Consider the following 21,023-nt stretch of genomic DNA (forward strand, 5'->3'; position numbering starts at 1 on the left):
GCATAAATACCCCTTTTTACATCTTTTATTTCTTCCGTAGCATAAACTCACCAAGCATTCCTACTCCAACACCAATTGTGTAAGCCACTAAATCACTCCATAAAAATCCGTAACCTAATACGAGTCCACCTAAAGTCGTTGCTCGAATGCTATCTATCCATTCCGCATGATACAATTGACTAATTTCAATCCCGTAGCAAAATATCAAACTAATAAAAGCTAATTTTCTCGTTTCTATTTTAGGAAACAAAAATCCAAATCCAGTAAAAATCATTAATGCCCATAACGCATCACCTAAGTAATCATTTAATAGATCAGGCAATACAAAAGCAAACTTTCTGGAACTAAGGCCTAAAATAATAACAACTATAGTAAACATTACATATAGTAATCTATTTCGTTTCGTATTCATTTCAAAATCCCCTAATATATAATGTAAAACTGCAAATAGCTAGTAAAATATAATCATTTTACTAGCTATTTATAGTCGATTTCACTTTGTATTTAATCCATTAACTCTTGTTGCTTTTTCTTTGAAAACGATTGTAATACTAAATCATATGACCAATCTATCATCTTATTGATTTGTTCTTGTCCTACATCCTTATGTATGTACACTGTATTCCAATGCTTTTTATTCATATGATATCCAGGAATTATTGTTTCTGGGTAATCTTCTCTTATTCGTAAAGAGAGTTCTGGATCACATTTTAATGTAATCGCAGCTTTTTCATCTTCTTCATGATTCACTATCGCAAATATTTTATTATTTAACCTCATACATGTTGCACTCCAGCCATCTGGAGAATCTGCTGTCGCTTTTCTTTTCGATAAACAATATGCTCTTGTTGCATTCATTCTAATTGGCACCTCTTATTCTTTCACTATTTGATTACGATGCATCACAATTTGCTTCGTAACTTGAAATTGCTGTTCACCATAAAACTTTATTAGTTTCTCTCCGCAAAATAGACTAACAATATCAATATGAGATACCTGTTGAAGTAACATTGTAAGCATCTTCTCACCAATTCCCTTGTTTCTTACACTCTCATGTACGACAACATCTTCAATATACGCCCGAAAAACACCGTCAGTAACAACTCTAGCAAATCCAATTAATTCATTTTCTTCCCATACTCCAATTGCTATACTATTCTTTAACATTTTTTGAATATCGACTTCTTTTCTTTCTGGCCACCAGCCTACAGAATCGTAAAGTTTCTTTATTTTTTCTACACAGATTGGTTGTTCATGTTGTAATTTATACGTGTACATTTTTTCTCCCCTCAACCAGTATACATAATATTATTATAATCTCTTTTCTAAAAAGTGTTGACTATGCCCTTTAGGATAATCTTCAACAACACCATATTCTCGGTATCCGTGCTTTTTATAAAAATCTGGTGCTTGGAAACTAAATGAATCTAGTAAAATGAGTCTACATCCTTTTTCCATCGCAATTCCTTCTATTTTATGTAACAATTGACTACCATAACCATCATGACGAACAGATTCATCAACCCATAAAAAATCTATATGAAGATGATAAAAATACATCGTTCCTGTTACCCCGCCAAAGATTTTCCCATCTTCATCTTTCACTACGAAGCTTACTTGTTCCATTGGTTGCTTTACTTCATCTGTTAAAATAGACATGTTATATTGAATTACTTTATTTTTAATGTATTCTCCTTCAGTGCGAGTACCATTCTCTATGCTTTTCATATATTTCTTCCTTTCAACTTAGTAAGCTACATTTAATTTTTACTTCTTCTCTTTAATATACTGATGAATATAAATCCAGCATATGTAACAAAGCATGAAAAACCAATTATCCCTGGTACAGAGACATAGCCTGTTCTCACATAACTTATAACGGCAAAACTAGCGATTAATAATAAAATAGATGGCCAAAATATAAGAGCTGTTTTTCTTCGTCTTTGTCTCGATGTACTTTCTTTCACTTCAGAAACACGTGTACCAAAAAGCAATACAATACAAATGAGAATCGCTGCAAAATAAATTGTATCTAATGACAAAGTGTGATTGTATAGCGCAATTCCAACTTCAAGAGCAATAATCGTAAGGATTAAAATAATGATTGTTGGAGTCTTTAAGTTTCGTTTCAATCACTCACCCCTAACATAACTATATTCTTTGTATACGTACCTCAAAGCTTCTATAACGGTTTCATCAACTTGTTTATTATCAAATCGATTAGGTAAATCTCTTCCCCCAATTACATAAAGAAACGGAAATTTATGAAACATTCCTATTATACCAATATTTATTATAGCGGTGGATAAACCACCTGTCATATGAGCTAAATGATAATACGGTATCCCTTCATAATCACCTTGTTGCCTTACCATTCCATTAATAATGGGTTCCCATAATTCTGGTTCTGATTTATATCCTTGAAAAATATGTACTAAAAGTGAAAGAACTTGATTTAACTCTCCGACATTTTGCTCATCTCTAGGGTTTTCCTGTATATGAATCTTTGAAAAGTACGTTAAAACATTTTCTCTGACAGTTTCCCATCCTCCGCAGTGCATAACAATTGACTGAGCTATACAGCTGTCGTGACACGCTATCATTACTTCAACCGCTTTACTAAGTGTTAATGTAGCTCTGTCTTGTAAGTGAGGATATAACTGCGCACTATCCTCATTTGGATTATACTTAATGTGATGAAGTGTATCACTCCAACTAATTAGTTTATCCTTTACCATCTTTGCTACTGTAAATCCAATTGCCACTTTTGCTGCTGATGCTAAAGGAACGTATAGCTCATTGTTATGGGTAGCAACTATATTTCCATTCTTTGTTGAATAAACAAGTATTCCAACTTGACCAATTTGTATTTCTTTTATTTTTCTAATGACAGCCTGCATATTCATCCCTCTTCTTATATCGTTTTATCATCTTCTCAAAATTCGATATAGAATATAAGAATCCTTTTTTGTTAAATGATAATCATGAATACAATAAGAAAAAGATAGCATGAGATTTCTTCATACTATCTTTTGTAATATATACAATTTCTTTTTAAAATTATTTTTACAGTAATAGATACAGCTATTCTTCAGTAGGATTTTTAGGACCATTAAGCTCCAATTGATAAAAAGCTAAATCTAGCCATCGATTGAACTTATAACCGGCTTTTTTTATTGTTCCTGCATGAATAAATCCATAGTTTTGATGCAGGGCAATACTTTTCTCATTTTCTGCGTCAATTCCAGCAATTAAGGTCATATATTCTCTTTTCTGTGCAATAGCTATTAGTTCTTTCATTAAAGACTTCCCAATTCCATTTTTTCTATATTCCTTATCAACGTATATAGAATGTTCAATTGAATATTTATAGGCAGGCCATGCTCTAAATGGACCAAATGTCGCAAATCCTACTACTTTATTATCTAGCTCGTAGACTAAAATTGGATAGCAATCAGCCTTTTTTTGTTCATACCAATCTATTCTATTTTCAAGGGTTACAGGTTTGTACGCATATACAGCTGTTGAATTAAGGATTGCATCATTATAAATATCTAAAATAAATGTTACATCTTTTTTCATTGCTTCCCTTATCATTGTTTTCTTCCCTTCATAATGATCTTTCTCTGTACCTTTCTTTCAACTGATCTACCTAATAATAATACAAACTTATTTTTACAACCGAATTCTAGATTTTCGAAAACCATCAATTGTATTTAGTACCGCAGATAATATGAAGATAATTATCCCTCCACCAATTAACCACGTTTTAAATTCCTCTGGAGAAATTGTAAACATATTTGCCACATACATAATAAATCCTTCGTTAAATAAATGAGGATTTACTACAATTACAATGAATACTATTGTTGCAGCTAACTGTAGGATTGCATTCCCAATTGCCAACCTTGTTGTCCATTGTCCCTGTACTAACTTATAAAGAGATATAGCTACTTCGAAAACGATCATAATTACAACGATTGGCCAATACTGAATTAAAACATCTTGATTGAAAGTTGGTGCGACAAATTTCAGTCCATCTGCTGCACCATTATATACGCCAACAAGATGATTCGCATAAAAGTAAAGGGTAGCCCAAACTGCTGTCCACATCAAACCTCCAAAAACTTCAAACTTTGAGATCGACTTTTTCTTTGGAACATACGAGATATTTTTCAAATCATCAGGAGTCCATTTTTTTAAACTTGTCGTCAACGGTTGGGTACCTTTGTCTTTATCTGTTCTTTCTAAAATAGCAAACACAAGTGTCAACCAGAAAAATACATGGAGGCCTACTTCGACAATTTCCCCAATGCCTTTACCTATCAATTTTAAAATAACATTTAATACCGCTTGATCACCAGTATAGCCTATAAAATTTTCTGCAATCATTGCAATGAGTGCGATAACAGCTGCAATTGGTAGGATCATTTTTAATAATGTCGTATACACATCAAAATAGCGTGGTCCAATTAAATGCATCGGTCTATCCAAATACCCATTAGCCAATGAAACTGGGCTCCCCAATTTTTCGAGAACGCTCTTCACATCATCTTCATTATAATCGTCTGATAACATATCCTCTATTGTCGACCGTAGTTCAAGCGTAATATCTTCACGATTTTTTTCAGGTAATCTCTTCGCAACTTCATGGACGTACATATCAATCAAACTCATTCTCGTCCTCCTCCTTTAATAGGTTATAAAGCTCTTTTGAATCCTTTATCCACTCCTTTTTCAATTGTAAAAATATCTCTAATCCATATTCACTTAAAACATAATACTTACGAGGTCTACTCTCAGTTTTGTCCCAACTACTCGTCACTAGCTCCTGCTTTTCTAATCGGCGAAGTAGTGGATATAAAGTACTTTGATCTATCATGATTCCTGATTTCTCCAATAATTGGACAAGCGAATATCCATATTGCGGCGTTCTTAGTTGACTTAAAACCGCTAATGTCAATGTCCCTCTCCTTAGCTCAGTAATTAATGAATTTAATAAATTATCCATTCACCCACCTCATTTCCATTACTATATGTCATACAGTATGTGTTTTATACTATGTATCGTACAGTATTAGTGTGACAAAAACAATGATTTTTCAAAAAATAGACAATAAAAAGCACAAACGATATGATTTGTGCTTTTCTAGCTAACTTAAATACCTATAACACTCTTAACTTTGTTCCTCTGGTAATAAAAAATCTTCCTTTTCTTTAAGAAATGGAGCAACACCTACAATTGCCTCAAAATTGATTACTCCATATACATGCGGGTATTCTTGACCGTTAGAAGCAAGTTCATATTTTATTTCTGCTTTTACTAGGGATGGATCAATTGTGAGTAATAAAACATCTTCTTCATGACTGAAATGTGTTTCCGCAACTTTTAAAGCTTGGTCTAATAATGAACAATGAATGAACCCCTCTTCTTTAAGTGAGGCTTCATTAATCTCTCTAGTTGTTTTTGCGATTTCCCAATTTCTTTTTGTTATTACTTTTGTAATCATATCCATTCCTCCTATATCTTTATATAGAAAAAAAAGAGGTTTTTCTGTTTATTACTAGAAAATCCTCTTTTTTATTTATTTTAATCCCTTAATTAATGGCGACGCTTCCCCACTATGGAAAATCCATAAATCATGAAGCGATCTCGTACATCCGACATACAATAATTTCGCATCATGTTTTGTATTTTTGTAATGCTCTTCATCAACGTCGATTAGAAGTACTGCATCAAATTCTAATCCTTTCGCCAAGTATACAGGTACTACCGAAATGCCACCTTCATATTTACTTTGATCTGCTTCAATGACGTTAACAGTCAACCCTGCATCTGTTAATTTCTCATATATATCACGGCATTCATCATCTGTTCTTCCAATTACCGCAATTGTTTTCACATCTTCATTTTGCAAATGCTGTAATGTCTTTAAAACTTCAGTAAATTGGTCCTCTGCCCGAATCACTTTCACGTCTTCACCGCTACGGAAAACTGGTGTAGCAAGTCCTACAGGAATTTCTGCATTTTTTATTATTTCATTCGCAAATTCAATAATTTCTTTTGTAGAACGATAACTTCTCGTCAGTTCATAATAACCTGTTTCTTGAAATACTTCCTTAAAAGCATTCCAGTCTTCAATTCCTTGATAATCATAAATCGCTTGAGATAAATCACCTAATATAGTGAAAGAATTACCTAGTGTAATTTCTTTTAATACATATACTTGGAATGGCGAGAAATCTTGCGCTTCATCAATAACGACGTGATGGAACTTTTGTCCAATTTCAATTCCTGTTATGCGATGTTGTATGTAAATTAAAGCTGGTAAGTCTTCTACATACACTTCTTTTTTACGACAATTCTTTTCTGTTTCTTGAACAAGTTCTTCAGGTAATACTTCGAGTATTTCTTTACTCTTTATCATTGAATTATATAGTAAAAGCGGGCTCATTTTCGGCCAAAAATTCATATATGTGTTCAATCTCTTTGTCGCTTCTTTTTTTAGTAATTTTTTCTCGTTTGTTTCTCCAAACTTTTTAAGCTCAATTTCAATCCAGCGCTTCATACGGCCGACTAAACGTTCTCTTCTTTTCTTTAATGGATAGTGTTTATATTCAACCTGCATCCATTTTTTAACGTCTTCCACTGGAATAACAGCTTTATCCCATGCCTCAAAATCTTTTGTTGGCACTAAATCTTTTTCAAATTGAATCATTCTTTCTTCAATAAACGACTTAAATTCCAGCGTGCCTTTCAATTTACCTAGCATAACCTTTTTTTCATCGCGATTAATTGAGAAAGCTTCTTTCAATTTTTCTTCTGTCTGCTTCAGTTTCACCGAACCATCTAACGTACGTAATGCCCAATCTGGAAACGTTGTTTGACTAATATTTCCTACACCTAACTCAGGAAGTACACTTGAAATATAGTCTAAAAACAAACTGTTTGGAGCGAATACGATCATTCTCTCCGCTTCAAGTTGTTCACGATATTCATAAATTAAAAAAGCAAGGCGATGTAAAGCGATTGTTGTTTTTCCGCTCCCTGCAACCCCTTGAATTAATAACGGTAAGTTTCTTTCCGCACGAATAATATCATTTTGCTCCGATTGTATAGTCGAAACGATATCTTTCAATTTATTATCTTTATTCTCACCTAATCGATATAGAAGAAAATCATCAGCATGTGAGACATCTTCATTTCCTTTCACATATGTATCAACAACACGTTCTAGTTCTCTCTTTCGAATCGAAATGTTTCGTTTTAAATAAACATCGCCTTCTACTAATCCGTCTGGTGAATGATAAAATGCTAATTCTTCACCACCGGTAAATGAATAAAACATACTTGCGACAGGTGCACGCCAATCAATTACAATTGGTTTCATCGTATCTTTATCTGAAACACCTACTTTACCGATGTAAATCGGCATTACGTCTTCCTTGCCATCCTCCTGAAAGTCTAATCTTCCAAAATACGGCTCATGTACACCAATACGTAAGCTTTGTCTATTAGACTCCCTCATACTTTCAAGAATTTGCTCTTTAAAATCTTCTCCATAATAAACCGGGATTTTTTCAAGCTGTTCTAATTGATCATCCATCGTACTTAAAGTATCTTTCATTTTTTGTAACTCTTCGTCAAAAATGTTGTTCATTTGATGATTCCCTCCTGTCCGTTCCAATTTTTTCAGTCGAAATATAATTGTATTAAAAATCCATTCATAAAGTCAATAGTTCGATTGGGAATTTTCCGAATTAAAGAAAAACACAAAAAAATACGCCTCTTCATCTAAGCTTTTAAAGTATCTTTAAAACAAAATTTTCTCTCTCTTTATTTTTTTCATTTCATAGATTGCTTACAAAAGGAACTGTATGTGAAAATAATCATTCTAGTTATCCGAATCATTCCACTGACGACTTATTTCTAGGCCATAATCCATATCGTAAACTTCTTTTATAGCTTTAACTTTTTCAAGACTTTCATCACTAAACACAGGTTTATTTTCAAAAGAATGTAGAACGATTCTTTCAAGAAGAACGCCCAGCGAAATATCATGATATTCTGCCATCGCTTTCAAAACTTTTACCATTCTTTTTTCCATCCTAATACCAGTTTGCACACGTTCAACTTTAATTTTTGTGTTTTTTTCATTTATTTGTTCATTATTTTGTTTCATAATTTCACACCCTTAATGCAAAAACATTATTTTGTTACCTTGGTAACAATTTATCATTATAACACTGAGGTGTATTTTGTCAATTGTGTCATTTTATTATTGGTTAAACATAATAGATTCTCACCCTATTACTATTATCAAGAAAATCTAAATTTGTATCCATATAACGAAAAAAAACGCTATTCTTTTTATAGAAATACACAAAAAGGATGGCGTTTTTAATATAAATTTATCAATTTCAAATGAACTAGTATTAGTTTTTAAGGACATACAATGATATATGCCGCCTAATAATTTGGAGTGATTAGTTAGAAAAATTTGATTCGCTTAACAAACTAGTGAATATATTTCACAAAAACTAATATACCTTTGTGTTTTATTTAGCCAAAACATAGCTCATTCTTCATTAACCCAACCTTTCAGTCTTTTAGAAGCTAACAAAGATATTTATATGAGTATAGAAGCACTCAAGCAACTATTTTCGTTATTAGATTCTATAAATTTGAAATTCCCTTCACATAAATTCAGCTTAATGTGTACGAGGGAGACGCCCAATCTATTCTTTATTTCTTTATTTCTTTTTTACTTTTATACGATACGATAAGCACTCATGTAAAGAAGCTTGCTCTTTATATCGCGATTTCTCAAAATCAAATGCGCCACCCGGGAAAATTGCTACAATATTTCAATTTGCTTCATCACATAGATCGCTAATCTCTTCAACTGTATAGCAACGTAAAGACTGTGTTACAATCTCATTAGGCTGATTAGGATTCCACCAATGATCTAACATTCTTTCATTTATACTATCATATTCATATTTTCGCATCGCTGAACTTAATGGCATTTCTTGTCCACTTACCTTTTTCCAATACAAAGGTTGATAAATATCAATAAGTGCACATCCATCTTCCTTCATCCAATCTTTAATCCGTTTTAGTAGAAACAATTGCTCATCATTTGTTCCTACACCAAATCCATCTAAATAACTAACCACATCAAATTTTTCTTCAAAGTTAATTTGATAAAAATCTCCACAATGAATGGCAATATCACTACTAGAATGTTCTTTTGCAAAGGAAACCAGCTCTGATACAAGTTCAACAGTTGTCATTCTCACATGTAACTTAGACATCGCTCGTGCAAATCCACCATTTCCCGCACCAAGTTCTAACATCGTTTGAAATGGATGACCAACTTGTTCTTGAACTTCTTTAGCAACCTGCTCTAACCAGCTTTCTGTATTGATATCGTAATTCGACAGTTCGAATTGTTTTTGGTAAAATTCCTTCACATTTAATTCGTTCATTATTATTCTCCTCCTGCACTAGATTTTTCTGCTACAGGTGAGAAACTAAATTTCTGACACCCATGAAAAAAAACCATTCATATTTCTCTATATTTACAATTTATCAAAATAATAGGAATTTTGAAAGTACCAATATAAAAAGCAGATAATGGTCGATTCCACTATCTGCTCTATAGCTGCTTTTATTTTCCTTGTTGATACTCCACCCAATCACCAGAAATGATAACTTTCTTTAGCATCTCTTTATCTTGAGCAATATACACAAATGCACGTATTTCTCTATCACCTAAATAAATCGTTTCGGTGATTCGGTCATATAAATCACTCTCTGCATTACCTGTGTATTCTTCAAGTTCATCTAACTTTTGCAGAACATCATCATTTACTTCATAAACTTCTCCGTATACTTTGTCCTCATTTGAACAAATCATCGCAGGATACCCTTCGTATGTATCAAATAATTTACCATACGTCCATGCTTCGTCTGCGATGCATATTGCACCTTGCATAAAATGAGCATTCGTTTGCTCTTTTCTTAACGTGCCATACACGAAAACGTGATGCATGAATCCCTATCCCCTTTATATGTCTCTACTTTCTAATTTGTAAATAAGCACGAATCATAAAGTAACTCACTTCATTTGGAAGTTGGTCCTTAATCGATTTCAGACCACCCTCTGCATTTTGCACGGCAGTTTCAATTAGAGCTTCATACTCTGCTGGAACAAAGCTATTCCAGTCTACTTCCATACCATCTTCAAAGCAACGGATTAAATGGTTTTCAATCGTTTGTCTCGATAACCCACGTTCCTTTGCAACCTCATTTAGATCAATACCTTGTTTATACATTTCATATGTTTCTAAATGAGAATTTGCTGAAGCTTTCCCTGACTTTTTACGTTCTGAAACAACTTCCGTCTTAATTGTTTCAGCATAGTTTGGGTTTTCCTCAATAAAGTGCTGCACTGTTTGTAAGAATTGAGAGCCATACTTCACAAGTTTGTGTTCTCCAATTCCTTTTACAGTTAGGAGTTCAGAGTCACTTTGCGGCATTTTCGCACACATATCTTTTAACGTTTGGTCAGAGAAAATAACGAACGGAGGTACGCCTTCACCTTGTGCAATTTCTTTACGCACTTCACGAAGCACTTCAAATAAAGGATGGTCTTGAACAATTTGGCGTGTTTCTACTCGTTCTTTACGTAAAACGTTTTCTTTACCAAGTAGTACTTCTTTACCTTTTTCCGTTACTTTTAATGTCGGATATGTACCATGTTCAACTGCGATCAACTCGTCTGAAATCAAAAACTCAATAAACTCACTGACTTCTTTCACACTACGATTTGATAAAAGTCCGTAAGTTGGTAAAGTATGGAAATTAAACTCGATAACTTTTTTATTTTTCGATCCAGTTAATACTTGTGCAATCATTTGCTTTCCGAATCGTTGGTTCGTCCTAATCATACAAGATAGTACCATTTGGGATTCTCTCGTCACATCGATACTTTCACGATCGTCCGTACAATTACCACAGCGGCCACAATCTTCCTTCGGCTCTTCTCCGAAGTATTGCAAAATAAATGATTGTAAACATTGTTCTGTATGACAGTAATCGGTCATATTTTGCAATTTTTCAAGTTCGTTTGAAAAACGTGATTCTCCAGTTGATTGATCGATTAAAAAGCGTTGTACTTGCACATCTTGAGAGGAATATAACAAAATACATTCACTATCTAATCCGTCACGACCAGCACGTCCAGCTTCTTGATAGTAACTTTCCATATTTTTAGGAAGTTGATAATGGATTACGTAACGAATATTCGATTTATCAATCCCCATTCCGAACGCGGATGTCGCTACCATAACGCTGATTTCATCTCGTAAAAAGAGTTCTTGTTGTTCATTTCGATCGTGATCGCTCATACCAGCATGATATTTCGATACCGAAACTCCTGCTTTCCCTAAATCTTCATATAACTGATCGACAACTTTTCTTGTAGCTGCATATATAATCCCAGATTCCTTCTGATTTTGACGAATATAATCCGCTAAATAAGCATTACGATCCTGTCCTTTAATGACAGAGAAGGATAAGTTCTCGCGCTCAAACGTTGTCATAATTGTATTTTCTTGATTAATTCCAAGCGTGTTGCAAATATCTTCACGAACTTGTGGTGTTGCCGTAGCAGTTAACGCTAATACAAGCGGCTTTTCTGGAAGATAATCTAATATGCGATGTATATGTAAATAACTAGGACGGAAATCATGTCCCCACTGCGAAATACAGTGCGCCTCATCAATTGCAATCATCGGGATTTTCATATCGATAAGTTGATCAACAAATTCCATTGAATCAAGACGCTCAGGCGCCACATAAAGTAACTTATAATGGCCTTGTTTCGCTAATTGAATTCGTTGATTTGCTTCTGTAATAGAAATAGAACTATTAATATAAGTAGCTGAAATACCGTTTTGTACTAATGTATCTACTTGGTCTTTCATAAGTGAAATCAAAGGTGAAATAACTAATGTCGTTCCTTCGAATACTAATGCGGGAATTTGATAACAAATTGACTTACCACCCCCCGTAGGCATAATACAGACTGTATCTTTCCCATCTAATACATTTTTAATTGTTTCATCTTGTCCTCTTCGGAATGACGAATAACCGAAATAAGACGCTAAAAGTTCTTGTGCTTTTGTAAACAAAAAAGAGTCACCTGCTTTTCTATATCTTTCATCTATTCCTATTATATCATCAAACTGATTCTCGCCACTTTGAATTTTATAAGTATTTGAGTTCTATTTGCTTCCTACGTTTTCCAACATAAAAAAATAAATCTAGTACACAAGAAGAAAGAATTTCAAAATAAATATTCATTTAATTTACCTTCCTAGAATACTACTAATCGTATACATATGAATTTGAGGAGGTTAAATTATGAAGCGTCGTTACAATAATTCCAACAAACCTAAAGCGTCAAATAAACAACTCCAATTCTCTAATAATGATGCGTGGAAATATGAATCATTTTATAAGTATCAGCCCTTATTTTCTTATAGCAAGCTTATGAATTTCCTTTCTCAACTTTTTAAACGTTAATACATGTGCCAAATATATATCATTCAAACAAATTTTCTCAACATATAACTTATAGACTTACTACAATACAGTTGTTACCATATATAATAATCTGTTAGATAAACCTCTTATGTTGACCTGCTTAAATTAGCAGGTCTTTTTTTATACTTACATATTGCAATGTATCGTAGCCTGGCTGAAAAGTCTTTTCTCCATTTTAGAACCCTATTCCGCTCTCCACAAATGATTATAATTCCAAAAAGCAAAATATAAATCTGCTACATTCATACAAGTAATTCATTTTTTCTCAATACACAAAGTGAATTTCATTTGTTAATATGAAAGTACTCCAGATGAGTTTTTGCTCATCAACATTATCTAGTTAAAGGGATCTGCCGCGGGAAGCAGATCCCTTTAACTTTATTAAAAAGTACCCTTCTCATTTGGACACATTTACCAGGTTTTTTCGAAAAGATTTTATGTTAATATTACGTAGTCGAGTCCGACATCTCGGCAATACCCTTTTGAGGTCCTGTAATTTCCCTTGCAGGACCTCTATTATTTTAAAATTCTTTTGATTCATATATATCATAATCATGGTTTTCATTCCCCTTCAACTTTCTCCTTTTCCAACTCTCAAAAAACTCTTGGACACGTAACTTAAAAATAACGTTTATCATATTGTGAGGTATACATGTTCAAAGGAGTGTAACTATTTATGTATACTTATTGGCAATCGTATTACTCCCCTTATCATATCACTAATGGAAACGTCGATTCATTTGTACGAAATTACCGAGTTAGTAAAAACGAAAACTTTTTAAAAGGATATATGCGTTCTTTATGGGAACAACACGTCGCTTGGACTCGATTAGCTATAATAGGCATCGTCTTTAACTTGCCCGACGTAAACGTTACCGTTGGACGTCTTCTACAAAATGCAACACACATGGGGCTATCACTTGAACCATTCTACGGTGAAGATGCAGTAAAAAAATATAGTGCATTAATTAAAGACCACTTAACAATCGCTGCTGATCTTGTTAAAGCCGCAAAAACTGGTGATCAAAACGCAGCGGCCGCTATAGAAAAGAAGTGGTACGCTAATGGAGATGAAATCGTTGAGTTTCTAACCAGTATCAACCCATATATAGAAAAAGAAGCATTTAGAAAAATGTTTTATGAGCATTTAGCGTTAACGAAAGCGGAAGCACTTGCCTTCCTAAATAAAGATTATGATGCCAGTGTAAAACTATACGATAAAATTGAAAAAGAAGCATTAGAAATGGCCGACATGATAACAGACGCAATCGTAAAACAATTTCCGCAAGTATTTCAATAAAAATAAGCCGATTTGAAAAAACAAATCGGCTTATTTAGCTTTCTATCAATGATATTTCACTACTCCTCTTTACATTTAACGTATATCGATATATTTTATTAATATCCGTTTTTTATAGGAGGAAATAGTTTGATTAACGCAATTGGTCTCGTATTTATTCTCACAAATAAGCACGAGAAAAAGAAGAAAGTTTATCTGAATGAAAAATTCGCACTAATAGACATTATTGATTCTAAAGAAGTATTTGATGATGAAGGTAACTCATTAGTAGAACTAACATGTAAATACAGCATATACTTAGACGAAAAATACTACTGTAAATCTCTCGATGATTATACTGGACAAGTATTCCCCTTCTTAAGCGCAAAAATAGGAAAGGGACTTCTTAGAAACTTAAATTATTACTTTTCTTACGTTGATGCCTATGATAAAAAACCACCTGTTAAAGAAATAAGACCGCTTATGAAACAAGTAACTAACAGATAGCGGACAGTATTCAAAAAGAAAGCACCTAACTTCAGATGCTTTCTTTTTTTGAATCAGTAACTCTCTAACTTTCATCTCCTTCTAAATATATATACCCACGCATACTTTAAAATAAAAACATTGGAGGATTAGGCTGAATGAAATATTCAGAATCAATCGTAAGTAAACGGCTTCGAAAACTTAAAACAACTGGTATGTTTTTTATACTATTTTTAATCGCATGGATTGGATATACAAAATTCCTTTATGGAAATGGTTTTCTTCTAGAAAAGAAAAATTCAGTTGAAGTAATGAATACTAGCGTTACTGGAGAAATAGAAAAGAATTTCGATGTAAACTTACAAGGTTTTCGTAAAACGAACCTTGATACACTTATAGATGCTAGTAAAACCGATCCTAGCGAACTATCCTTAATTGAACTTATCAACACATCTTGTTCTAAAGATTGCATTGGCGAACCTTTAACTTACGTTAAATCAAACCACGGATATATCTTTTATAAGGAATCTAATGGTACTAATGTAGCTTTAAAGATTATAAAACAGGATTCATGGGAAATTGAAAAAAATCTGTTCAAGATGGAATTTAAAAGGTTTATACACAAAAAGAGTACTTACTTCAAAGTACTCTTTTTAAAATATTACCACTTACGACATTTATCATCATCGTCGTCACGTTTACGATTGCGACGGCAATCATCACAATCACAGTCACGTTTACGTCTACAACCACAATCATCACAATCTCTACGTCTACATCTTCCAAACATTAAATCATCCCAAAATCTATTACAATCTCTGCGTCTACAACCACAATTATTACACATGAATATGATTCCCCCTAATATAAAATAGAATTCATCATATTCTATGTTTAAAAACGTAAAAAGGCTTGTTTACTAGTCTATTTTAAATGTATTAATTTGGTATGATTTGTATCTATATTACTAATTTATCCCTATACTTCCTTCTGCCCTTCCACTGCCCCATTCAACCTCTGTAACATATACCCAATCCCTCTACATCCCGCTAACGGATATGTGATGATTTCTTCTGGATATAACTTCGTCACTACTTTTTTATGCTTCTTCCCCGCAAGTAAGACGATCTCTTCAAACTGAAGTAAATCTTTATCAATCATCTGTTGTTTTAATTGTTCTATGCTAATAATCTCATTACTATTTGAATCAAATGCAAGATCATAATTTTCCTTTACAATATCATTTGGTCTTAAAAATCCATGCTTTGCTGATAATATAACCCAATTCTCGAAAAACTCAGTTGCATACGCCTGACATGCTTTTCCGAATGGACTAATATATACATCTTTTGCCTCTGCCTCTCCGCAATCTGAGTACTTATCCCAAATTTTCTTCTTTCCGCATGGAATTATGCATAACCTTTTCATCGTTATTTCTTACCTCTATTCTATATTTCTTATGAAATATCAATTTTTCAGTACATTTTTTTACAGAATACTATATACTTATCTCGAAAGATAAAATTACATTATCTCCTATATTTGGTTTAATTTATTTCAGAACAGTCTATTAAGCATATGTATTATTACATAAACACACCGTACTAAAGTCACTTTCATACAGCATGCAGGCTCCTCATCCTTTAGTGAATTTGTAAAGATTTCGTAAAATCAAGTACACTTAATCTCCCAATTTCTATTCAATAGTACAATATATAAATGTAGTATAAAAAGGAGGTGAACAACTATGAAAAATATACTCCCAGCATTATTAGCTTATATTATTGTTTGTATCATCGCGATTATCATTCCAGCATCTGAGGGCTATAATACTGTAGGTTGGAAATTCTTTGTTGGGCAAGCGTACGCAATACCTATTTTCATTATTGCTGCTATTATCACATTTTATATAAATAAGAAACGATCTTATGAATAAATGATAAGAAGGATAGCTATTGCTATCCTTTTTTATTTCCATCCAATAGGCTCTTCTGTAATTTTATAATAAAAAGGACAAGTAGCCAATATGACTACTTGTCCTTTCTTTTATCCATACTCAATAATATTAAGCTTGGAATGTTTCTGTTAGTACAGGAACGATTTGTTTTTTACGAGATACAACACCTTTTAAAGTAGCTGTGTTGTTTTGTAATGTTACGCTGTAAGCTTTCTCAACAACGTTTGTTGCTTTACCAATCGCAAGACCGACAGAATCGTTAGTTAAGATATCAGTTACAACGAATAAGAATAGGTCTAAACCTTTTTCTTCTACTACTGCAGAGATAACTTTTTCAAGTTCCGCTTGGTGTACAAGAACGTCGTTTGTATCAACAGCGTTTACTTGTGCGATTTCAACTTTCGCGTTACCCATTTGGAATTCTTTAGCGTCAAGGGAGATTAATTGCTCCATTGTTTTTCCGCTTAAGTCAGCACCAGCTTTTAACATTTCTAAGCCGTAGCTATCTGCATCTACACCAGCGATTTCCGCTAATTCACGAGCTGCTGCTACGTCTTGCTCTGTGCAAGTTGGAGATTTGAATAGTAAAGAATCTGAAATGATTGCAGATAACATTAAACCTGCAACTTCTTTACGAATTGCAACGCCGTTTTCTTTGTACATTTTGTTTAAGATTGTAGCTGTACATCCAACTGGCTCACAACGGTAGTATATAGGATCGCTTGTTTCAAAGTTAGCAATACGGTGATGGTCAATAACTTCTAACACACGAACAGATTCGATATCGTTAGCACTTTGTTGACGCTCGTTATGGTCAACTAAAATAACGTTGTCCACTTCGTTTGCTACTGTCTCAACAAAACGCGGTCCTTCTACTTTAAAAGAGTCTAACGCAAATTGAGTTTCACCGCTGATTTCGCCTAAACGTACAGGCTCAGCATTCATTCCTAATTCTTTTTTCAATTCTGCATAAGCAATCGCAGAACAAATTGCATCTGTATCTGGGTTTTTATGCCCGAAAACTAGTACTTTTTCCATGTTTTCCACCTCTTCATGAAAAGGATATCTTAAAGAAGCAAATATGACAATATTTAAAGCCGAATTTTTATAAATAATTGTACTTTCTTCTATATTTTTCATAAAAAAGATCATCTAAAATGAATTAGATGATCAAAATGTATATTTAATTTAAAATAGTGTAGGAACTTGCACTACATTGTTAAACGCAAAATTGGAATTTAAACCATTATTCACAAGGTTCACATCAATAACTTGATAAAACGCATTTCCAGTGTCCGCAATCTCCCAAACAGCTAAAATAAGATGGTAGCCACTACGATCAGTTGGTACATTTGCTTCATGCGTTACTGTTGTCCCCGGTCTAACTCCGCCATCATTTTTCACATAGAACGGCACTAAATCTAAACTAGACCTTGTTAAAGGCATATTTGGATTCCAATCCTTCTTTGTAATGTAGTATTTCCATTCTTTCGTACTATGAGGTGCGGTTAGTTTCCACTTGAATGTATTCGTCCCGCCGTTTAACGTAACTTTCTTCCACCTATCTACTGATTGAGCGTCTAAAGCAGGAAAATGACCAGCACCTGCAATTTGTCCATCAGAAGGTCCTAATTGCGGAAAGCCGCCTATTCCTTCTACACTTTGTGGTTCATATTGAACTAGACCGCAATTTACATTTACCCCTTGCTTACATAAATAAGATCGGCTCGCTGGTGATTCTACATACCCATGAGCTGAAGCCTTTTCTGAAAATCCAAATGTTAATAATCCAGTAAGTAATATCCCACCACTTAACATAACCTTTTTTATCTTTTGTAAACTTGTTTTTTTCATTCTTTCATCCCCTTCCCAAAAATGAAACGAAAATAACTATAGTTGCCTAGTCATCTTCTCTACATCCATTATAAGTGGAAGAGCATTACTAAAAGAACCCTCTAAAAACTTTCTCAAATTCGTTTAGCTACAAAAATATCAATTCTTCTTCACATTTTAATTACCAGTTATCAAATCTATTATTTATTTTGTCGTTTTATTGTTAAATACTTATAACACCGTCTGAAAATACAAACGGCGTTAAAGTAGTTAATAATTACTTACAATTATATATCACAGTGTAGCTTCGAAAAAAGTTTGATTACATTAACTCTATAAAGCTAGATAAAATAATACAAAGAAAAAGTGTGTTTTGAAAAAGATTGATCTAAACACGCTTTAAATATACTCAATTAAACCATTCGTTTATAAATAAATTACGAAATTGGCAAAGGCAGTCTAATTATCGAATAGCCCTCTTCCTCTCAGATTTGCGGAAACAGGCTCCTTTCCTATTTCACGTGCCCATATAGATAACTGGCCGATATGGTGGATTTCGTGGACAATGACATGACGTATTATCTCTCCGTGTGTACATTCAATGACTCGGCGCCTAATTGATGCGTCTCTAGAGCTAATCGGTTCTTCATTGAAATCAGTTTCTGAAAGTTTCCGAGAATCCATTTCATTTGTCCAAGATGTCACAAATGGCTTCACTTTCTCGTGATATTGAGCTGAGAGATTTTTTACTTTTTGCAAGCTGGCATACTCTTCAAACAATGGCTCCTCAGGAACTGGCTCACCTCGCAAACCTAAGATCCACATATATTCCACATCTACAATGTGAAATAAAGTATGTAGGATACTACCGAACCCACCGACCCGTTTCTTTAATAGTCCTTCATCCGGCATGTCTTCGCACAATGTAAACCACTCATCACGAACTTGCCAATTATATTGAAACAGTTTCAACATGACAGCAACCTCCATCTTTTAGATTAACATTTAATATTCACCAAAAGACTTCAAAATCAAAATCTAAAAAACTGTTAAAATTCTCTACAGACTAGCCCTTTAAATTAAACATTCCAGATGAAGTTAAAGGGTCAAAAGAAAAAAACTATTATACAGGATTTTATCAAACTTTATTTTGAATTATTAATCTTTTTGTCAATCAACACACAGACATAATAACAAATATGTCGTTTGAAATTATCTCCCTTTTCAAATAAAAAACTAAATCATTTTATAATAAATTACTGTTGCATCTAACTCACCATTCGGAGAAATTGCATACCCTGGTATTTTACCGGATTCTTGATAGTCTAACGACTTGTACAATCTATTCGAGGGATCTCCTTCTCTAGTATCTAACACTAAAAGAGACCTGTTTTCTTGCTTTGCTCGTTCCTCTGCTTTTTGCATAAGTGAACGTCCAATGCCGTTACGTCTAAAGTTTGGATGAGTCATTAACTTGCAAATTTCGGCTCTATGGATCCCGTTAGGCTTTGTAACTAAATGTAATTGAACACTACCCGCCACTTCATTGTTTATTTTAGCAACATACACTATCACTTCTGGCGCTAATACAGTTTGCCAATACTTCGCTGCTTCTTTTTCTTCTAGTGGAGGTAAAAAACCAATCGACGCTCCATCATCTACTACAGTTTTCAACAGTTCAGAAAGCTCTTCAATATCATTTTCTAGTTGCTTAATCTCTTCAATTACTAAATCTTGCATTACTAATCCCCCTTTTGTTTCATTGTAACAATTTTTAAAGCAGGAATAATGAAATACTAAGATGAAATTATTTAAAATACGATTTTTTAGAGAAAGGATACCTATATGAAATATATATTAGATAGGAAATATGCAAGAGAATTACTCCAGTGGGCATATGAACAAAACCCAGGTCCGTGGTAATGTTGCCCTTGCAACTGAAAAGATAGTTGTTGAACTTATTAATAATGGGTACGACCTAGATGCTGATATAGCATACAACGCTGCCCTCCTGCATGACGTAGGAAGATATAAAGGTTTTACTAAATCTGTTATTCATTCCTATGATGGTTATATGTATATGAATGATTTAGGGTATACAGGAAACGCCATTATATGTGTGACGCATTCATTTCCTTGCAAAAATGAGCATTTAGATATCGCGGCAGAGTGGAGCATTGTTCCTGATTATATAGAAAGCCGATTAATTGAACTATTGAATGAAAACAGTGACTACGACTTATACAATAAGGTGATTACCCTTTGTGACGCACTTGCTGATGCGGAAGGCTTTACTACTCTTGAAAAAAGATTGATTTCAGTTGGTTTACGACACGGAACAACCTCTCATACCTCCTTACATTGGAAGGGATTCTACACAATTAAGAATGAATTAGAATCTTTAATCGGTAAGAGTATATACACACTTCTCCCTGATGTAGAGAAATCAATTTACGGAAATATAGAATATTAAAATAGGTACATATTAAAAATAATATAATTTGACTGTATGATTCTACAAAACTTTTTCAAAAGTGGAGGGATAAATTATTAGTAAAATGGGATTTGACTTAATAGAACATAAAGATAACTTTGATTTTGGATATGAAGATATAGTGAGTATATCTAGGAGATGTAAATTTTCTAACTGTTCGCATACTAATGAACCACACTGTGCAGTTAAAAAGGCTGTCTCTGACGGAATTCTTTCTGAAGAAATATTTAATAATTATTATAGAGATATAAACGAGGCACAATATGTTTCTACACAAAGGAATAAAACAAAAGCTATCGATTATATGAAACAATTGAAACTCTTTCAAAAAAATTAGGCTAAAATAAAAAGCTCTCCT

At 33.4% G+C, this 21,023-nt stretch carries 25 protein-coding genes and 3 pseudogenes; 7 read left to right on the forward strand and 21 right to left on the reverse strand.

All coding sequences use genetic code 11. The features are described 5' to 3' along the window. Positions 1-25: 25 nt before the first annotated feature. The 15 genes and pseudogenes from JFT89_RS15045 to recQ all read right to left on the reverse strand — a co-directional run bounded on the left by JFT89_RS15045 (position 26) and on the right by recQ (position 12,201). A complete protein-coding gene (locus JFT89_RS15045; protein WP_201040311.1) occupies positions 26-412 on the reverse strand; it encodes a ribosomal maturation YjgA family protein in 387 nt (128 codons plus the stop codon). A 92-nt stretch (positions 413-504) separates the two neighbouring features. Continuing rightward, a complete protein-coding gene (locus tag JFT89_RS15050) occupies positions 505-858 on the reverse strand; it encodes an MmcQ/YjbR family DNA-binding protein (RefSeq protein ID WP_201040312.1) in 354 nt (117 codons plus the stop codon). 15 nt (positions 859-873) lie between these two features. Continuing rightward, entirely contained in the window at positions 874-1,278 is a 405-nt protein-coding gene (locus JFT89_RS15055; RefSeq protein ID WP_201040313.1) for a GNAT family N-acetyltransferase, read from the reverse strand. A gap of 33 nt (positions 1,279-1,311) precedes the next feature. Then, positions 1,312-1,728: a GNAT family N-acetyltransferase gene (locus tag JFT89_RS15060; RefSeq protein WP_201040314.1), complete on the reverse strand. Its 417-nt coding sequence runs from the start codon at positions 1,726-1,728 to the stop codon at positions 1,312-1,314. Between the two features lie 32 nt (positions 1,729-1,760). After that, on the reverse strand, positions 1,761-2,132 hold the full coding sequence (locus tag JFT89_RS15065; protein WP_201040315.1) for a hypothetical protein: 372 nt from the start codon (positions 2,130-2,132) through the stop codon (positions 1,761-1,763). Further along, complete coding sequence (locus tag JFT89_RS15070; RefSeq protein ID WP_201040316.1) at positions 2,133-2,900, reverse strand: serine hydrolase; 768 nt, start codon at positions 2,898-2,900, stop codon at positions 2,133-2,135. Positions 2,901-3,084: 184 nt separating this feature from the next. Then, complete coding sequence (locus tag JFT89_RS15075; protein WP_201040317.1) at positions 3,085-3,597, reverse strand: GNAT family N-acetyltransferase; 513 nt, start codon at positions 3,595-3,597, stop codon at positions 3,085-3,087. A gap of 78 nt (positions 3,598-3,675) precedes the next feature. Continuing rightward, a complete protein-coding gene (locus tag JFT89_RS15080; protein ID WP_201040318.1) occupies positions 3,676-4,677 on the reverse strand; it encodes an HAAS signaling domain-containing protein in 1,002 nt (333 codons plus the stop codon). After that, positions 4,664-5,011 carry a PadR family transcriptional regulator gene (locus JFT89_RS15085; protein ID WP_201040319.1) on the reverse strand — a complete coding sequence of 116 codons (348 nt, stop codon included), beginning with the start codon at positions 5,009-5,011 and terminating at the stop codon, positions 4,664-4,666. Before JFT89_RS15085 ends, JFT89_RS15080 begins: the two co-directional genes overlap by 14 nt. 166 nt (positions 5,012-5,177) lie before the next feature. Continuing rightward, positions 5,178-5,510, reverse strand: coding sequence for a DUF952 domain-containing protein (locus JFT89_RS15090; protein WP_201040320.1), 333 nt, complete (start codon positions 5,508-5,510; stop codon positions 5,178-5,180). A gap of 75 nt (positions 5,511-5,585) precedes the next feature. After that, positions 5,586-7,661: a HelD family protein gene (locus tag JFT89_RS15095; RefSeq protein ID WP_201040321.1), complete on the reverse strand. Its 2,076-nt coding sequence runs from the start codon at positions 7,659-7,661 to the stop codon at positions 5,586-5,588. A 234-nt stretch (positions 7,662-7,895) separates the two neighbouring features. Next, positions 7,896-8,183, reverse strand: a complete 288-nt coding sequence (locus JFT89_RS15100) for a hypothetical protein (protein WP_002065782.1) — start codon at positions 8,181-8,183, stop codon at positions 7,896-7,898. A 571-nt stretch (positions 8,184-8,754) separates the two neighbouring features. Beyond that, positions 8,755-9,492, reverse strand: a pseudogene (locus tag JFT89_RS15105) (class I SAM-dependent methyltransferase). Positions 9,493-9,674: 182 nt separating this feature from the next. Then, the gene (locus JFT89_RS15110; protein ID WP_002032638.1) at positions 9,675-10,058 is read right to left on the reverse strand and encodes a gamma-glutamylcyclotransferase family protein; all 384 of its coding nucleotides are present in this window, start codon (positions 10,056-10,058) and stop codon (positions 9,675-9,677) included. Positions 10,059-10,083: 25 nt separating this feature from the next. Beyond that, the gene (gene recQ, locus JFT89_RS15115) at positions 10,084-12,201 is read right to left on the reverse strand and encodes a DNA helicase RecQ (RefSeq protein ID WP_002065779.1); all 2,118 of its coding nucleotides are present in this window, start codon (positions 12,199-12,201) and stop codon (positions 10,084-10,086) included. A 232-nt stretch (positions 12,202-12,433) separates the two neighbouring features. Between recQ and JFT89_RS15120 the strand changes: the two genes are divergently transcribed. The 4 genes and pseudogenes from JFT89_RS15120 (at position 12,434) to JFT89_RS30325 (ending at position 14,991) form a co-directional block, all read left to right on the forward strand. After that, positions 12,434-12,595 carry a hypothetical protein gene (locus JFT89_RS15120; RefSeq protein ID WP_087947138.1) on the forward strand — a complete coding sequence of 54 codons (162 nt, stop codon included), beginning with the start codon at positions 12,434-12,436 and terminating at the stop codon, positions 12,593-12,595. A 697-nt stretch (positions 12,596-13,292) separates the two neighbouring features. Continuing rightward, the gene (locus JFT89_RS15125; RefSeq protein ID WP_016095590.1) at positions 13,293-13,916 is read left to right on the forward strand and encodes a hypothetical protein; all 624 of its coding nucleotides are present in this window, start codon (positions 13,293-13,295) and stop codon (positions 13,914-13,916) included. A gap of 129 nt (positions 13,917-14,045) precedes the next feature. Beyond that, positions 14,046-14,402, forward strand: coding sequence for a hypothetical protein (locus tag JFT89_RS15130; protein ID WP_000606233.1), 357 nt, complete (start codon positions 14,046-14,048; stop codon positions 14,400-14,402). A gap of 137 nt (positions 14,403-14,539) precedes the next feature. Continuing rightward, positions 14,540-14,991 (forward strand): annotated as a pseudogene (locus tag JFT89_RS30325) (hypothetical protein). Between the two features lie 51 nt (positions 14,992-15,042). On the opposite strand, the gene JFT89_RS15135 reads toward JFT89_RS30325, so the two are convergent. Together JFT89_RS15135 and JFT89_RS15140 are read right to left on the reverse strand one after the other, a co-directional pair. Next, entirely contained in the window at positions 15,043-15,228 is a 186-nt protein-coding gene (locus JFT89_RS15135) for a hypothetical protein (protein WP_002085081.1), read from the reverse strand. A gap of 131 nt (positions 15,229-15,359) precedes the next feature. Beyond that, complete coding sequence (locus tag JFT89_RS15140; RefSeq protein WP_016095591.1) at positions 15,360-15,809, reverse strand: DUF6884 domain-containing protein; 450 nt, start codon at positions 15,807-15,809, stop codon at positions 15,360-15,362. Between the two features lie 319 nt (positions 15,810-16,128). Here JFT89_RS15140 and JFT89_RS15145 point away from each other — a divergent pair, with 319 nt between their 5' ends. Beyond that, positions 16,129-16,317: a DUF4017 family protein gene (locus JFT89_RS15145; protein WP_002012993.1), complete on the forward strand. Its 189-nt coding sequence runs from the start codon at positions 16,129-16,131 to the stop codon at positions 16,315-16,317. 129 nt (positions 16,318-16,446) lie between these two features. Here the strand turns inward: JFT89_RS15145 and ppaC are convergent, their stop codons facing one another. The 4 genes from ppaC to JFT89_RS15165 all read right to left on the reverse strand — a co-directional run bounded on the left by ppaC (position 16,447) and on the right by JFT89_RS15165 (position 19,911). Beyond that, entirely contained in the window at positions 16,447-17,376 is a 930-nt protein-coding gene (gene ppaC / locus JFT89_RS15150; protein WP_016095592.1) for a manganese-dependent inorganic pyrophosphatase, read from the reverse strand. A 150-nt stretch (positions 17,377-17,526) separates the two neighbouring features. Beyond that, positions 17,527-18,192 carry a lytic polysaccharide monooxygenase gene (locus JFT89_RS15155; protein ID WP_201040322.1) on the reverse strand — a complete coding sequence of 222 codons (666 nt, stop codon included), beginning with the start codon at positions 18,190-18,192 and terminating at the stop codon, positions 17,527-17,529. 438 nt (positions 18,193-18,630) lie between these two features. Continuing rightward, positions 18,631-19,146 (reverse strand): DinB family protein, encoded by a 516-nt coding sequence (locus tag JFT89_RS15160; RefSeq protein WP_016095594.1) that lies wholly within the window; start codon positions 19,144-19,146, stop codon positions 18,631-18,633. Positions 19,147-19,407: 261 nt separating this feature from the next. After that, positions 19,408-19,911 carry a GNAT family N-acetyltransferase gene (locus tag JFT89_RS15165; protein WP_002127754.1) on the reverse strand — a complete coding sequence of 168 codons (504 nt, stop codon included), beginning with the start codon at positions 19,909-19,911 and terminating at the stop codon, positions 19,408-19,410. 105 nt (positions 19,912-20,016) lie between these two features. On the opposite strand from JFT89_RS15165, the pseudogene JFT89_RS15170 reads away from it, so the two are divergent. Further along, a pseudogene (locus JFT89_RS15170) lies at positions 20,017-20,644 on the forward strand (HD domain-containing protein). 85 nt (positions 20,645-20,729) lie between these two features. Further along, positions 20,730-21,002 carry a P-loop NTPase family protein gene (locus JFT89_RS15175; RefSeq protein ID WP_002127756.1) on the forward strand — a complete coding sequence of 91 codons (273 nt, stop codon included), beginning with the start codon at positions 20,730-20,732 and terminating at the stop codon, positions 21,000-21,002. The last annotated feature ends 21 nt before the right edge of the window (positions 21,003-21,023 follow it).

This window comes from Bacillus sp. TH25, from assembly GCF_016650935.1.
Classification (GTDB): Bacteria; Bacillota; Bacilli; order Bacillales; family Bacillaceae_G; genus Bacillus_A; species Bacillus_A mycoides.

Bases quoted from the DNA above. Each gene is read 5' to 3' on its own strand.
- JFT89_RS15090 (WP_201040320.1), bottom strand. From the start codon at position 5,510: ATGATTACAAAAGTAATAACAAAAAGAAATTGGGAAATCGCAAAAACA.
- JFT89_RS15140 (WP_016095591.1), bottom strand. From the start codon at position 15,809: ATGAAAAGGTTATGCATAATTCCATGCGGAAAGAAGAAAATTTGGGAT.
- JFT89_RS15135 (WP_002085081.1), bottom strand. From the start codon at position 15,228: ATGTGTAATAATTGTGGTTGTAGACGCAGAGATTGTAATAGATTTTGG.
- JFT89_RS15160 (WP_016095594.1), bottom strand. From the start codon at position 19,146: ATGTTGAAACTGTTTCAATATAATTGGCAAGTTCGTGATGAGTGGTTT.
- JFT89_RS15075 (WP_201040317.1), bottom strand. From the start codon at position 3,597: ATGATAAGGGAAGCAATGAAAAAAGATGTAACATTTATTTTAGATATT.
- JFT89_RS15120 (WP_087947138.1), top strand. From the start codon at position 12,434: ATGAAGCGTCGTTACAATAATTCCAACAAACCTAAAGCGTCAAATAAA.
- JFT89_RS15085 (WP_201040319.1), bottom strand. From the start codon at position 5,011: ATGGATAATTTATTAAATTCATTAATTACTGAGCTAAGGAGAGGGACA.
- ppaC (WP_016095592.1), bottom strand. From the start codon at position 17,376: ATGGAAAAAGTACTAGTTTTCGGGCATAAAAACCCAGATACAGATGCA.
- JFT89_RS15080 (WP_201040318.1), bottom strand. From the start codon at position 4,677: ATGAGTTTGATTGATATGTACGTCCATGAAGTTGCGAAGAGATTACCT.
- JFT89_RS15045 (WP_201040311.1), bottom strand. From the start codon at position 412: ATGAATACGAAACGAAATAGATTACTATATGTAATGTTTACTATAGTT.
- JFT89_RS15050 (WP_201040312.1), bottom strand. From the start codon at position 858: ATGAATGCAACAAGAGCATATTGTTTATCGAAAAGAAAAGCGACAGCA.
- JFT89_RS15055 (WP_201040313.1), bottom strand. From the start codon at position 1,278: ATGTACACGTATAAATTACAACATGAACAACCAATCTGTGTAGAAAAA.
- JFT89_RS15095 (WP_201040321.1), bottom strand. From the start codon at position 7,661: ATGAACAACATTTTTGACGAAGAGTTACAAAAAATGAAAGATACTTTA.
- JFT89_RS15145 (WP_002012993.1), top strand. From the start codon at position 16,129: ATGAAAAATATACTCCCAGCATTATTAGCTTATATTATTGTTTGTATC.
- JFT89_RS15125 (WP_016095590.1), top strand. From the start codon at position 13,293: ATGTATACTTATTGGCAATCGTATTACTCCCCTTATCATATCACTAAT.
- JFT89_RS15175 (WP_002127756.1), top strand. From the start codon at position 20,730: ATGGGATTTGACTTAATAGAACATAAAGATAACTTTGATTTTGGATAT.
- JFT89_RS15070 (WP_201040316.1), bottom strand. From the start codon at position 2,900: ATGCAGGCTGTCATTAGAAAAATAAAAGAAATACAAATTGGTCAAGTT.
- JFT89_RS15110 (WP_002032638.1), bottom strand. From the start codon at position 10,058: ATGCATCACGTTTTCGTGTATGGCACGTTAAGAAAAGAGCAAACGAAT.
- JFT89_RS15155 (WP_201040322.1), bottom strand. From the start codon at position 18,192: ATGAAAAAAACAAGTTTACAAAAGATAAAAAAGGTTATGTTAAGTGGT.
- JFT89_RS15165 (WP_002127754.1), bottom strand. From the start codon at position 19,911: ATGCAAGATTTAGTAATTGAAGAGATTAAGCAACTAGAAAATGATATT.
- JFT89_RS15060 (WP_201040314.1), bottom strand. From the start codon at position 1,728: ATGAAAAGCATAGAGAATGGTACTCGCACTGAAGGAGAATACATTAAA.
- JFT89_RS15100 (WP_002065782.1), bottom strand. From the start codon at position 8,183: ATGAAACAAAATAATGAACAAATAAATGAAAAAAACACAAAAATTAAA.